At 64.2% G+C, this 13,259-nt stretch carries 14 protein-coding genes and 1 pseudogene; 11 read left to right on the plus strand and 4 right to left on the minus strand.

The genetic code is table 11. The features are described 5' to 3' along the window. Window positions 1-56 precede the first annotated feature (56 nt). From ACV4UY_RS00405 to ACV4UY_RS00415, 3 genes are read right to left on the minus strand one after another with little or no spacing between them, the layout of a single operon-like run. Window positions 57-827: a TIGR03943 family putative permease subunit gene (locus ACV4UY_RS00405; protein ID WP_491605698.1), complete on the minus strand. Its 771-nt coding sequence runs from the start codon at window positions 825-827 to the stop codon at window positions 57-59. A 36-nt stretch (window positions 828-863) separates the two neighbouring features. Then, on the minus strand, window positions 864-1,979 hold the full coding sequence (locus ACV4UY_RS00410; protein ID WP_491605699.1) for a permease: 1,116 nt from the start codon (window positions 1,977-1,979) through the stop codon (window positions 864-866). Continuing rightward, window positions 1,961-2,386, minus strand: coding sequence for a Fur family transcriptional regulator (locus ACV4UY_RS00415; RefSeq protein WP_491605700.1), 426 nt, complete (start codon window positions 2,384-2,386; stop codon window positions 1,961-1,963). Before ACV4UY_RS00415 ends, ACV4UY_RS00410 begins: the two co-directional genes overlap by 19 nt. Window positions 2,387-2,795: 409 nt before the next feature. Here ACV4UY_RS00415 and ACV4UY_RS00420 point away from each other — a divergent pair, with 409 nt between their 5' ends. Genes ACV4UY_RS00420 through ACV4UY_RS00430 form a run of 3 tightly spaced genes read left to right on the plus strand, consistent with a single transcriptional unit; the run spans window position 2,796 to window position 5,337 of the window. Next, on the plus strand, window positions 2,796-3,557 hold the full coding sequence (locus tag ACV4UY_RS00420; protein ID WP_491605701.1) for a metal ABC transporter ATP-binding protein: 762 nt from the start codon (window positions 2,796-2,798) through the stop codon (window positions 3,555-3,557). Further along, on the plus strand, window positions 3,544-4,413 hold the full coding sequence (locus tag ACV4UY_RS00425; RefSeq protein ID WP_491605774.1) for a metal ABC transporter permease: 870 nt from the start codon (window positions 3,544-3,546) through the stop codon (window positions 4,411-4,413). The genes ACV4UY_RS00420 and ACV4UY_RS00425 overlap by 14 nt, the downstream gene beginning before the upstream one ends. Before the next feature lie 36 nt (window positions 4,414-4,449). Continuing rightward, complete coding sequence (locus ACV4UY_RS00430) at window positions 4,450-5,337, plus strand: metal ABC transporter substrate-binding protein (protein WP_491605702.1); 888 nt, start codon at window positions 4,450-4,452, stop codon at window positions 5,335-5,337. Between the two features lie 93 nt (window positions 5,338-5,430). Here ACV4UY_RS00430 and ACV4UY_RS00435 read toward each other — a convergent pair whose 3' ends face one another. Next, window positions 5,431-7,824: a methyl-accepting chemotaxis protein gene (locus ACV4UY_RS00435; RefSeq protein ID WP_491605703.1), complete on the minus strand. Its 2,394-nt coding sequence runs from the start codon at window positions 7,822-7,824 to the stop codon at window positions 5,431-5,433. Window positions 7,825-8,221: 397 nt separating this feature from the next. Here ACV4UY_RS00435 and ACV4UY_RS00440 point away from each other — a divergent pair, with 397 nt between their 5' ends. The 8 genes and pseudogenes from ACV4UY_RS00440 to ACV4UY_RS00475 all read left to right on the plus strand — a co-directional run. Next, complete coding sequence (locus tag ACV4UY_RS00440) at window positions 8,222-8,968, plus strand: YebC/PmpR family DNA-binding transcriptional regulator (protein ID WP_491605704.1); 747 nt, start codon at window positions 8,222-8,224, stop codon at window positions 8,966-8,968. 8 nt (window positions 8,969-8,976) lie between these two features. Continuing rightward, complete coding sequence (gene ruvC, locus ACV4UY_RS00445; protein WP_491605775.1) at window positions 8,977-9,483, plus strand: crossover junction endodeoxyribonuclease RuvC; 507 nt, start codon at window positions 8,977-8,979, stop codon at window positions 9,481-9,483. A 58-nt stretch (window positions 9,484-9,541) separates the two neighbouring features. Next, window positions 9,542-10,189 carry a Holliday junction branch migration protein RuvA gene (gene ruvA, locus ACV4UY_RS00450; RefSeq protein ID WP_491605705.1) on the plus strand — a complete coding sequence of 216 codons (648 nt, stop codon included), beginning with the start codon at window positions 9,542-9,544 and terminating at the stop codon, window positions 10,187-10,189. Beyond that, the gene (ruvB, locus tag ACV4UY_RS00455; RefSeq protein WP_491605706.1) at window positions 10,186-11,205 is read left to right on the plus strand and encodes a Holliday junction branch migration DNA helicase RuvB; all 1,020 of its coding nucleotides are present in this window, start codon (window positions 10,186-10,188) and stop codon (window positions 11,203-11,205) included. Before ruvA ends, ruvB begins: the two co-directional genes overlap by 4 nt. Next, complete coding sequence (ybgC, locus tag ACV4UY_RS00460) at window positions 11,202-11,621, plus strand: tol-pal system-associated acyl-CoA thioesterase (RefSeq protein ID WP_491605707.1); 420 nt, start codon at window positions 11,202-11,204, stop codon at window positions 11,619-11,621. Before ruvB ends, ybgC begins: the two co-directional genes overlap by 4 nt. 224 nt (window positions 11,622-11,845) lie before the next feature. Further along, window positions 11,846-12,550, plus strand: a complete 705-nt coding sequence (gene tolQ / locus ACV4UY_RS00465; protein WP_420905935.1) for a protein TolQ — start codon at window positions 11,846-11,848, stop codon at window positions 12,548-12,550. Continuing rightward, window positions 12,550-12,975 (plus strand): protein TolR, encoded by a 426-nt coding sequence (gene tolR / locus ACV4UY_RS00470; protein WP_491605708.1) that lies wholly within the window; start codon window positions 12,550-12,552, stop codon window positions 12,973-12,975. The genes tolQ and tolR overlap by 1 nt, the downstream gene beginning before the upstream one ends. Window positions 12,976-12,981: 6 nt before the next feature. Beyond that, a pseudogene (locus ACV4UY_RS00475) lies at window positions 12,982-13,259 on the plus strand (hypothetical protein); the annotation flags it as partial.

Raw genomic sequence — 13,259 nt, forward strand, 5'->3', positions numbered from 1 at the left:
CCGCGCCAGTCGGTCTTGCAACGCCCCGTTGCCCAAGAAATCGCACCGGATGCGGCTCAATACACATCCAGCCAGCTCAAGAACGGCTTCTCCGGCGCGGGGATGGGCTCCAGGCGGTCGATGCGCACCACGATCGGACCGGTCTCATCCGTGGTGCGGGTCACCCCGCGTACCCGATACCACCCCTCACGACCCACCTCCGCATCTGCCGGAACCCCCTCCAGCAACACCGTCAGCGGGGTCGCGTCCGCCGCGCAACAGGCGATGGCGAACCGATACAACAGATGACTCTCCTCCCGAGAAGGCAGGGTCGGAAAGGCCTTGGCGAACTGCTCCCCATTCAGCCGCGCCAGACGCCCGATCAGACTCACCGGAGCGTCGGCGGCGAGCACCGCCTGGCCATACAGCTGGATGTGGGTGGTCTCCAGGTACTCCCCGACCCGCAGATGGGCCAGCCGGGCGGTGGGATCCTCCGGCACCCGGTCCGGATCCATCACCCGCATCTGGATGCCGTTGCGCAGACTGGCCAGATCCATGTTCAGGGTGGTCACCCCCATCAGCATCACGACCAGAAAAGGAACCCAGTGTCCGGTGGACTCGAGGAACGCCCGCCACCCCCCGCCCGCGCCGACCGGGAGCGTGGCCGACCTCTTGGCGAAAAAACCGGCCATCAGCGCCACGAACAGCACCGCCCCCCCGGCCAGCAGGATCTGGTGTTGCAGCGGGGCCAGATAGCTCAGATCCTTGCCGGTGAGGATCATGTAGGCCAGAAAGATCATCCAGCCGTGCAGTTGCAGCTCTTTCCAGAAACCGTCGGGCAGTCGCATGGTTCTTGTTCTCCCTTCTCCATCCAACCCGATCCGTCAGCCCAGAAACGGCAGTCCCAGGGTCTCGAGCCACCCGTCGGGCAGTTGTTGCAACGCCACGACATACCCGCACACCGCCAACAGGATCGCAAGCGCGAAACGGACGATGAAGCCCGTCGCAAAGAGGGTGCGATACATGAACAACAGCTTGATGTCGAGCATCGGTCCCAGCACCAGAAACGCCGCGTGGGCCGGGATCGAGAAGCCGGTGAAGCTGGCGGACACGAACGCGTCGGCTCCGGCGCACAACGACAGGGTGAAGGCCAACACCATCATCACCCCCGGACCCAGCAGGGAGCCCTGTCCCAACCCCTCGATCCAGGCCGGGTCCACGAAGGTCTTCAACAGGCTGGCCACGAACACCCCGAACAGGAAATAAAGTCCGGTCTCCAGAAAATCCTCGCGGGTGTGGGTGAGCACATGGTGGATGCGGGCGCCGAGGGTGGGCTGGTCGTGGCGGTGGTCGCAGGCGCCGTGGGAGCAGGCGGACGGAGTGGACTCCTCGGGACGGAAGGTCAAAACCGACGACGACACCCTGGAAAATCCGAACGCCACCACCATCGCCACCACCACCGCCCCCAGGCCGCGCACCGCCGGATAGACCCAGTTCTGGCCATAGGCCATCCAGGTGCCGGCCAGCACCAGCGGGTTGAGGATCGGCGCGGCCAGAAGATAGGCCAGGGTATGCGGCAAGGGGAGTCCCATGCGCAGCAGGCGGCGCGCCACGAAACCGATGCCGCATTCGCAGATCGGAAAGAGCGGGGAGATCGCCACCACCATCGGGATCCCCCACACCCCCAGACGCCGCACCGCGCGCGGCAGCCAGTGGGGCGGAACCAGCAGCTCGATGATCGCCCCGGCGCAGGCCGACAGGATCATGTAGGGCGCCCCCTCGAGCACGATGGCCACGAAATAGGTGGCGAAGTTCTCGCGCCAGCCGGTGCCGGGCGTGGTGTTCACCCGATCCAGGAAGGGGATCAGGCTGTTGGTGTTCTGGCCCACCAGGGGCAGAAAGGCCACCAGCACGAACACGAGCAGGATCAGCGCCCCGATCCACTTCTCGGCAGCCACCGGAGAGGCGGCGGACTGACCATTCACGGGGTGCCGCGACATGTCTGGCAGGCTCCTTCGATCTCCACGTTGATCGTCTCCGGACGAAAGGCGAGCTGTCCGGCCAGACGCGAAACCTCTTCGGTGATCCGCGTCGATTCGCTTTCCGCCACCACCCCGCAGTGACGACAGATCCAGAACTGGAGCGGTGCGGCATGGGTGGCGCGCGTGCAGGCGAAAAAGGCGTTGCGGCTGGTCATGCGGTGGACGAGTTTGAGTTCCAGAAGAAAATCCAGCGAACGGTAGACCGCCGCGGGCGGCGGGCGACGATCCCGATGCGCCATCCGTTCGAGAATGTCGTAGGCTCCCAGACAGTGGTGGGACGTGGCAAGAATCTCCAGCACCTCGCGGCGTTGCGGGGTGAAGCGCACCCCCAGATCCCGACAGAGACTCTCGGCGCGCTCGATCATCCAGTCGCGGCAAGGCTCATGGTCGTGCCCGGCTTTGGGAAACAGCGTGACAGGCGAAGATGCGGGAGGTGTGGCAGACATATTGATGGTCGATGGTTCGGGTTGGATCCGTTGAGGTCACAGGTCGAGACAGAAGACGAACCGGCGCTGAAAAAAGCCGTTGACAACGATAGACAGTATCGATTAGTCTGTCAAGAAATTGATACAATATATCATTCTATTGTCGAGCCGACCGCCTGATGCCCTCCTCCGTCAAACCTCCTCTCGAGCCGCCATCCTCACCGGTCGAAACGCCGGACGATCCCATGTCGCATTCGCTCCTGGCGATGGACGCCGCGCGGCGCGTCCTCATCGCCATCCTGCCCATCGTGCTCTTGTGGCTGGGAATTTTCTGGTCGGTGGCGTTGCCATGATCGGGGTTCGGGATCTCACCGTCACCTATCACCGTCACCCGGCGGTGCATCATCTGACCGGTCGTTTCGCCGCCGGAGAACTCACGGCGATCACCGGACCGAACGGTGCGGGAAAAACGACCCTTTTCAAGGCGCTGATGGGGGAACTCCCTCTGGCTGGCGGATCGATCGATTGGCACGGTCTTGCCAGAGAGCAGATTGCCTGGTTGCCCCAATCGAGCCGGCTGGATCGCACCTTTCCCATGAGCGTGGCCGACACCGTGTTGATGGGTGCCTGGCGGCAGAGTGGCGCCCTGGGTCGGGTGACGCGCGAACTGGCCGAAAGGGCGCGCCGGTCGCTGGAGATCGTGCGTCTGAGCGGTTTCGAGGGACGCGGCATCGAGGCCTTGTCCGCCGGACAGTTCCAGCGGGTGCTGTTTGCGCGGTTGATGATGCTCGATGCGCGGGTGATTCTTCTGGATGAGCCGTTTGCCGCGCTCGACGCCCATTCCACCGAAGCGTTGTTGGAACTGCTGCATCGCTGGCAACGGGAGGGTCGAACGGTGATCGCGATCCTGCACGATCTGGAGCAGATTCGCGCCCATTTTCCGCACACCTTGTTGTTGGCCCGACACCGGATCGCCTGGGGTGATACGGAGACGGTGTTGAGCGACGAGACTTTACGTCAGGCGCGCACCATGGCCGAGGCTTGGAACGAGCGGGCCAAACCGTGCACATCGGGTGTGGAGGTTTCCGGGAATGGCCATGACGCTGCATGAATGGTGGATCGCCCCGTTCGACGACTTCGGGTTCATGCGCCGGGCATTGATGGCCTGCCTGGCGTTGGGATTGGGAGCGGGTCCGGTCGGCGTGCTGTTGATGCTGCGCCGCATGAGTCTGGTGGGCGATGCCTTGAGCCATGCCGTTTTGCCGGGCGCGGCCATCGGCTTTCTGATCGCCGGTCTCTCCTATCCGGCCATGGGGGCGGGCGGTCTGGTGGCCGGCCTGGTCGTGGCGCTGCTTTCCGGTCAGGTGAGCCGCGAGACGGTACTCAAGGAGGATGCCACCTTCGCCACCTTCTATCTCACCTCGCTGGCTGCCGGGGTGTTGATCGTCTCATTGCGCGGCTCGAATGTCGATCTGTTGCATGTGCTCTTCGGGACCATCCTGGCCATCGACGAAGGCGCGATCCGATTGGTGGGCCTGATCGCCACGCTCACCTGGATGAGCCTGGCGCTGGTATGGCGTCCGCTGGTGGCCGAGTGTTTCGATCCGGATTTCTTGCGCATGGTCGGGGGGCATGGTCGCGGTCAGCATCTGCTGTTTCTGGCGCTGGTGGTGATCAATCTGGTGGCCGGTTTCCAGACCCTCGGCACCTTGATGGCCGTGGGTCTGATGATGATCCCGGCAGCCGTGGCCCGTCTGTGGGCGCGCACCCTGACCGGCATGGTGCTGGTGGCCATGGGGGTTGCCTGGGGTTCCGGTTATCTGGGGCTGTTGATTTCGTTTCATGCCCATCTGGCTTCGGGACCGGCGATCGTGCTCACCGCCAGCGTTCTGTTCATCCTGTCGTTGGGTTTCGCGCCCGGTGGCGTGGCGCAACGCCTGTTCACCCGTCCGCACCTGACACAATGACCAGATGGTCCACACATCCATGCAAGGGAGTCGATCATGAGGAAATTTCCGGTTATCATCTTGTTGTTTGGTCTCTTCTGTTTGCTTCCGGTCCCGCTGCGGGCCGCCCCCATGGAGGTGGTGGCCACCCATTCGATTCTCGGCGATCTGGCGCGCCAGGTGGGCGGGGAACACGTCCAGGTCACCACCCTGGTGAGTCCGGATCGCGATCCGCACACCTACGAACCCACCCCGGCGGACGTGCGCCTCATCAGAGGCGCCCGGGTGGTTCTCATGAACGGTCTGGGGCTGGAAGGGTGGATGGATCGTCTGGTCAAGGCGTCCGGCTTCAAGGGGGTGCCGGTGGTGGCCACGACCGGCATCGTGCCCAGGCAGATGGAGGAGGATGGCCACAAAATCACCGATCCCCATGCCTGGAACAACGCCGCCAACGGGATGATCTACGTCCACAACATCGTCCAGGCCTTCGGCGCGGCGGACCCGAAACGGTTGTCAAGCTACCAGGAGAACGGCATTCGTCTGATCGGCGAGATCGAGACGCTCGATGCCGAAACCCGTCGCCTGATGGGGACCATTCCGGCAGAGCGGCGCAAGGTGTTGATCGGGCATGATGCGTTTGGTTACTTTGCCGAGGCCTATGGCCTGACCTTCATCGCGCCGCTGGGACTCTCCACCGAGTCGGAGTCCTCCGCGGGGGATATCGCCAACCTGATCCGGCAGATTCGCGCGGAGGGGATTCATGTCTATTTCCTGGAAAGCTCCAACGACCCGCGCGTGGTGCGCCAGATCGGAGAGGCGACCGGCGCCAGGCCGGGCGGCACCCTGTATGTCGAGGCGCTCTCGGATGAAAAGGGACCGGCGCCGACCTATGTCAAGCTGTTCCGGCACAACGTCGAACAATTGCGCCGGGCGCTGGTTCCCTGAGTGCGTCGCCGGGCGCCGGCTCCCCGAGTGCGTCGCCGGGCGCCGGCATTCGAGGTCCGGCATGCGTCGGAGCCGCGCCCGACGCACCTGTTTTCAACCGCTCGAGCGCGCCGCCTCCACGTAGAGCTGGTCCAGGGCAAGGAACAAGGCATCGCGCTCCTGATTGAACCGTTGCAGACCTTCGCGCGCCTCTCGGCCCTCGCCGTGATCGCGGATCACGGCGCGCGCCAGGGCATGCACCCGGTCGTGGGTGGACTCGACGCTGGCGTAGGCCGACAGGGAGGCGAAGCGGCCACCCTCATCGGCGGCGAACAGCCACATGCCCAGGGGACAGGCCCTGGCGTCACCGGCATCCCGTTCGTTCATCACCGCTTCGCCGTTGATCATCTCCTCGAGCTTGCGCAGCCACTCCAGGTGCGCGGTCTTGACCCGCAGCATGTCAAAGGGGGGCGCGCCGGTATTCAGGGAGGCCTGGGCGTCGTGCAATCGACGCGACACGCTTCCCAACGCGTCGATCAGCAACGAGATGGTCTGGGCCGTGGATTCGAGCCGCCCGGAGGCCATGCGGGTGCGTTCCATGTCCACGCGCATCCCCTGGGAGGCGCTCACCGTGTCGGCCACCGTGGCGAGCATCGCCTGAGCCAGCTTGTTGGACTGTTCGGCCTGGGTGGCGGTCTCCTCGATGGCCGAGGCCATGGAAGTGGCGGTGTCGGCCAGCTCGCGGGAGCCGTTGCCCAGGGTGTTGGCGGTGCGGGCGATCTCGTCCACCGCCGAACCCAACTCCTGGGAGCCGCGCATCACCGTGTCCGCGGCACGGGTTACCCCGTCCATCGAATGGGCGATGTCGGTGGCGGCCAGGGCCTGCTCGTCGGCGGCATTCACGATCTCCCGGTTGACATCCGCCAGCCGCTCGATCACCCCGGCGATTTCGTCCACGGCGCTGGCGGCGTCGTTGGCCTGCATCTGGATCTGGTGGATGCGGCTGCCGATGTCCCCGGTGGCTTCGGCGGTCTGACGGGCCAGGGCCTTCACCTCGTTGGCCACCACCGCGAACCCCTTGCCCGCCTCGCCGGCTCCGGCGGCCTCGATCGAGGCGTTCAAGGCGAGCATGTTGGTCTGCTCGGCGATGTTGTTGATGGTCTGCACGATCTGCCCGATCAGTTGCGCCGACTCGGTAAGCTCCTCCATCACCTGGCGACCGTTCCGCGCCATGCCGGTGGCCCGAGAAGCCTCGGCGTCGGCATCCAGACAACGCCGCCGCACCGCCTCCTGACTGCGCGTCAGACGGCTCATGCTGGCGGTCACGCTGTCGATCATGCGACCGACCTCTTCCAGGCTGTGGTTCACCTCCCCGACATTGGCGCTGATCTCCTCGGCGGCGGAGGCCAGGGTCGAGGTGTTGGCGCTCCCCTCCTCGGCGGCCAGCGAGACCACGCCGGCGGCACGGGACTGCTCGCCCACCGCGCCGCCGATGTCCACCATGGAGCGGACGATGTAATCCGCGCCGGATTTCACCTGCTCGTGAATCAGCTCCTCCAGGCGTTCGTTGGAGCACTGGGCCGAGATGGTGCTGCCGCGCACCTCGTCGGCCACCTGTCCCAGCCGCTCCACGGCCTTGGCGATCTGATCGTTCACCGGCGGCAGGGTCGAAACCCCCTGCAGGCGGATCAGGGTGATCATGTCGCGCAACCGCTCGGCCATGGCGACGATTTCGCCCAGCAGCCCGACATCCCGCCCACTGCCGCGCACGGTCAGATCCCCGGAGGCGATGCGCGACACCAGGTCGCTCACCACGGCGGGCTCGCCGCCGATCTGACGCAGCACACGCCGGGCCCCGTTGACCGCGATCCCCAGACCGATCAGGGTCAGGATCCCGAAAACCCACAAGGCGGTGCTCATCAACCCGTTGGAGCGGGCCGCGATCTCGGCGCGCATCTGTTCCGCGCGCAGTTCGACCCGGTTGGAGATCTCCTCGACCAACGGTTCGATCTCATGCACGGTGGCGCGCATGGTGTCGATTTTGGCCTTCACCTCGGCGGTGGAAAGGTTCCCGCCACTGGCCTCGACCGCCTTGACCACCGCCAGGAAGGCGTCGCGATAGCGACCGGTGCTCGCCAGGATCCGCTCGGCGCTCTCCACATCCTTGGGATCGGCGATCAGGGGATCCTTGGCCAACTCCCGCGCCAATTGCGCATCGGTTTCGAGTTGACCCGAGTAGGTCACCACCTTTTCCACGTCGCCGGCACCGCGCCGCAACAGAAAATCCTTTTCGCCGCGCCGGCACATGAGCATCAGGGTATTCATGCGCCGGGTGGTGTCATTGAGCCTTTCCGCCACATCGGAGATGCCCGCATAGCCTTGCAGCGTGGCGCGCAGGCTGTGGATCAACAGACCGCCCCCGACCAGCGACGAGACCAACAGCGTGGTCACGATGGCGATCATCGTGGCACGCAAACCCAAGCCCGACCCTGCTGTCACGTTTTTCATGACACCTTTTCTCGATCCTATGAATAAAAACGGCCTGATAGGCGTATATCTGGATTGATTGATATAATCAATTTCCTTTTCACGCAAGCAAAAGTCCATCGGTTTGCAGAAAATTCACGGCGTGCCCGGCGCGCACTCCAAACCACGGCGCATCACGACTGGCGAAACCGAAAGAATTGGTCTAATCTTGATTAAGGAAATGGAGCCCCGGCCCTGCCACGCCGGTTTTTCAGAGGCTGTTTGACGCAGGCCAAACAGCCGACGCGGGCCATTCATGGCCCACCAAATTGCGCAGCAATTTGAGAAGCACGAATCGATTTTTTCGCTTCGTGCAGGTTTGGTGATTCCCTGAATGGAATCACCAAAGCCTCTTATCGTTCATCAGGAGAACGTTTTCATGGCTGGACACAGCAAATGGGCCAACATCAAAATCCGCAAGGGCGCGCAGGATGCCAAGCGCGGCAAGGTCTTCACCAAGCTGATCCGTGAGATCGTCACGGCGGCGCGCATCGGCGGACCGGAACCCTCGTTCAACCCGCGTCTGCGGGCCGCATTGCTCGCGGCACGCGCGCAGAACATGCCCAAGGACACGATGGACAAGGCGGTCAAACGCGGCGCGGGCGCCGAGGATGGCACCGATTACAAGGAGGTGCGCTTCGAGGGGTATGGTCCGGGTGGCGTCGCGGTGATCGTCGACACCCTGACCGACAACAACAACCGCACCGTCGCGGACGTGCGCCACGTATTCAACAAGTACGGCGGCAACATGGGCGCCTCCGGCTGCGTGGCCTACCTCTTCGACAAAAAGGGAGAGCTTCTCTTTCAAGACGTTGACGAGGAACAACTCATGGAGGCCGCCCTCGAGGCCGGCGCCGAAGACATGCTCTCCGCGGATGGCGAGTGCGCGGTGATCACCGCCCCCGAGGAGTTCGAAACCGTGCGCGATGCCCTGGCCAAGGCCGGTTTCGCCAATCCGCTCTCCGCCGAGGTGACCCTCCGTCCGCAAAACACCGTCACCCTCAACGACGAGAAACAGGCCTCCTCGATGCTCAAGCTGCTCGACATGCTCGAAGACAACGACGATGTTCAGAAGGTTCACGCCAACTTCGACATCCCGGACGAGATCATGGAACGGTTGGGTTGACCACCGCGATGCGCGTTCTGGGGATCGACCCCGGCACCACGGTGACCGGCTGGGGGGTGGTGGAATCGATCGGCTCCCGGTTTCGACACGTCGCCCACGGCTGCATCCGCACCTCGCCGGAGAGCCCCATGCCCGAAAGGCTCGGCAGGATCTTCGCCGGGGTGAGCGCGGTGATCCGCGACCATCAACCCGAAGCGGTCACGGTGGAAGAGATCTTCGTTTCGGCCAATGTGCAGAGCGCCCTGAAACTCGGCCATGCCCGAGGCGTGGCGATCGTCGCCGCCGACGCGGCGGGACTGCCGGTGTTCGAATACACCGCCCTGCAGATCAAACAGGCGGTGGTGGGGTTCGGTCGCGCGGAGAAGCAACAGGTCCAGGCCATGATCCGCATGCTGCTCACCCTGGAAAGCGCACCCCCCCAGGATGCCGCCGACGCCCTGGCCGGGGCGTTGTGTCACCTGCAACAGAGCACCAGCATCGCCGCCCGCGTGGCCGCGGGAGGGAAACCGAAATGATCGCCCATCCGCATGGCATGCCAACGCAAAAAAGGCCCCACCAGAAAGGAAGAACCCGATGATCGCCCATCTGCGCGGCATTCTGGCGGAAAAGGAGCCCCACCAGGTGGTGGTGGATGTGGGCGGGGTGGGCTATCGGGTCTTCATTCCGCTCTCCACCTTCGAGCGGCTTCCCGGCATCGGAGAAGCGGTCCACCTGGTCACCGTGACCCATGTGCGCGAGGATGCCTTTCTGTTGCACGGCTTTGCCACCGCCGCCGAACGCGAGGTGTTCGTGGTGTTGAACTCGGTGACCGGCATTGGCGCCAGGCTGGCCATGGCGGCCCTCTCCACCTTCGCGCCCGAAGCCCTGGTCTCGGCCCTGGCGCGGGAGGATGTCACGCTGCTGGCGCGCATTCCCGGCATCGGCAAACGGATCGCCATGCGGCTGGTGGTGGAGTTGAAGGATCGTCTCCCCGCCCTCCCCGCCACCATCTCCGGCACCCTGCCCGAGGCCCAACCGGCCAACCCCATCGATCCGAACGCCCCGTCGCCCGCGCCCGCCGTGCCGGTGCAACCCTCCCTGCGCCAGGATCTGATCAGCGCCCTGGTCAACCTCGGCTACCGCGCCCCGGACGCCGAACGGGTGTTGCGCACCCTGCCGCCCGATGAACTCTCCGATCCGGCCATCGCCCTGCGCGCCGCCTTGAAGATCCTGTCGCGATGAACCCCATCCTCTCCCCGCTACCCGACCCCGAGGAGGAGCGTCGCGACGCGGCGGGGCTGCGACCGCCGCGTCTGGACGAATTCGTCGGCCAGGAGGGGCTCAAGGCCAATCTCCGCGTCTTCATCCACGCCGCCAGATCGCGCGGGGAGTCCCTGGACCACCTGCTGCTGCACGGTCCGCCCGGATTGGGCAAAACCACCCTGGCGCGCATCATCGCCGCCGAGATGGCGTGCGGCTTGAAAACCACCTCCGGGCCGATCATCGAACGGGCCGGAGATCTGGCGGCGCTGTTGACCAACCTGGAACGCGGCGACGTGCTGTTCGTGGACGAGATCCACCGTCTGAGTCCGGCGGTGGAGGAGATCCTCTATCCGGCCATGGAGGATTATCAACTCGACATCATGATCGGCGAAGGCCCGTCGGCGCGCTCGATCAAGATCGATCTCCCCCCTTTCACGCTGGTGGGGGCGACCACCCGCGCCGGCCTTCTGACCAACCCGCTGCGCGACCGTTTCGGCATACTGGCGCGCATGGAGTTCTACTCCCCCGGAGAGCTGGCGCGAATCTTGCAGCGTTCTGCCCAGTTGCTGGCCATCCCGATCCTGCCCGCCGGTGCCATGGAGATCGCCAAACGGGCGCGCGGCACGCCACGCATCGCCAACCGGCTCTTGAAAAGGGTGCGGGACTTCGCCCAGGTGCGTCAAGCCCGCCACATCGACGCCGAACTGGCCGACGCCGCGTTGACGCTTCTGGATGTGGACCAGCTGGGACTCGATGCCATGGACCGACGACTGCTTCTGACCATCATCGACAAATACGCCGGGGGTCCGGTGGGACTCGACACCCTGTCGGCGGCGCTCGGCGAAACCCGCGACGCCATCGAAGAGGTGATCGAACCTTATCTGGTGCAACAGGGGTTTCTGGATCGCACCCCGCGCGGCAGACGCACCACGCCGGCAGCCTGGCACCATCTGGAACGGGTGCCGCCGGCGACATGGCAGGGATCGCTGTTTTGATCACGCACCCATTCACCTGGCCGGCACGGGTCTACTACGAAAACACCGATGCCGGCGGCGTGGTCTACCACGCCGAATACCTGAAGTTCATGGAGCGGGCCAGAACCGAGTGGCTGCGCCATCTTGGCCACCAACAGGCGACGTTATCGAGCGAACGCGGACTTCTGTTCGCGGTCGTCAACATGGAAATCGACTTTTTGGCCTCCGCACGCCTGGACGACCTGCTCAATGTTTCGGTAATATTGACGGAGACCAAACGCGTCAGCCTGTCGCTGACGCAAACCATCACCCGAATGGATGGCCACCCCGAGCCAACCCCGCTGATCCGGGCCAAGGTGCGGATCGCCATGTTGAGTCGTGATTTCAAGCCGGTTCGCATCCCCCAGGATATCCTGAACCGGCTGCGGATTGCCTAGAGGCTGTTTGGCAAAGGCCAAACAGCCGATGCGGGCCATTCATGGCCCGCCCAATTGCGCCGCGATTTGAGAAGCACGAATCGTTTTTTTCGATTCGTGCAGGTTTGGTGATTCCATTCATGGAATCACCAGGCAGGCTCTAGATGGGGGGTGAACCCCCTCACCCCAGCCCGTGGATCCCCCGTTTTCGGCGATCCACGGTAACCTCCTTTGGAAGAATTGCCGTGAATCCACAAGCATTGACCTCACATAGCATTCTGGATCTCGTGTTCCAGGCCGGCCCAGTGGTGAAAATGGTGATGCTGGCCCTGCTGCTGGCCTCGATCGTCTCGTGGGCGATCATCATCGAGAAGTGGCGGCGGTTCCGACGCGTCACCAAGGATGCCGCAGAGTTCGAGGAGCGGTTCTGGAGCGGTGGCAGCGTGGCCAAGCTCTACCAGACCGCGGCCCAGGAGTGGCCGGAAAGCCCGATCGTGACGGTGTTCGTGACCGGCTTTCGCGAGTGGAAACGGTGGGAGGGGAACGGCACCCGAACCAGCGAGGTGGGTGATCTGTTCATGAACGTGCGGCGCGCCATGACCGTGGCGTTGAACCGCGAGGTGGACAATCTGGGACGCGGGTTGACCTTTCTGGCCACCGTGGGCTCCACCAGCCCGTTCATCGGCCTGTTCGGCACGGTGTGGGGGATCATGAACTCGTTTCTGGGTCTGGCGGGCGCCAAGTCCACCACCCTGACCATGGTGGCCCCCGGCATCGCCGAGGCGTTGATCGCCACGGCCATGGGTCTGGTGGCGGCGATTCCGGCGGTGATCGCCTACAACAAATACGCCGCAGATCTGCGTCGCCAGCATCAGAAAATGGAGAACTTCGGCTCGGAATTCCTCAACATCCTGGAGCGGCAGACCTCACGTCGCGGGAGTCTGACCTGATGGCCATGAGCATGAACATGAGCGGTTCGGGATCGGACCGCGTCAGTACCATGAGCGAAATCAACGTCACGCCACTGGTGGATGTGATGTTGGTGCTGCTGGTGATTTTCATGGTGACCGCGCCGTTGTTGACCCAGGGTGTGGAGGTGAATCTCCCGGACTCCGAGGCCAACGCCATGAGCACGGATCATGAACCCCTGGTGATCAGCGTGACCGCCAATGGGGCCACCTTCATCGAGGAGCGGGCGGTGAACATCACCGAAATGGTGGACAAGATCCGCGGCATCCGCGCCAACAATCCCAATTTCCCGGTATATGTGCGTGGTGACCGCAACGCCACGTATGGTTCGATCATGACCGTGATGACCCAGTTGCAGATGGCGGGCGTGGACCGGGTCGGACTGATCACCGAACCCCCTGGCTGATTCTCGATGCTTTCTCGTCTCACCCTGCTGTTTTCGGTGGTGCTCCATCTGTTGGTGGTGGCACTGTTCTTCCTGGTGCCTTTCACGCCGCCGAAGCCACCGATGCAACCGGTCTTTGCCGTGGCTTTGGTGGAGATGCCACCAAAGAAACAGCCGACCGCGCCCAAGTCGTTGACGCCGCCCGCGATTCCGAAGGAGGCCCCGCCGCCGCCCAAGGAGACGCCGCCACCGCCCAAGGAGGCCCCGCCACCGCCGCCACCGCCCAAGGAGACGCCGCCGCCACC

The organism is Candidatus Magnetaquiglobus sp. (assembly GCF_058402785.1).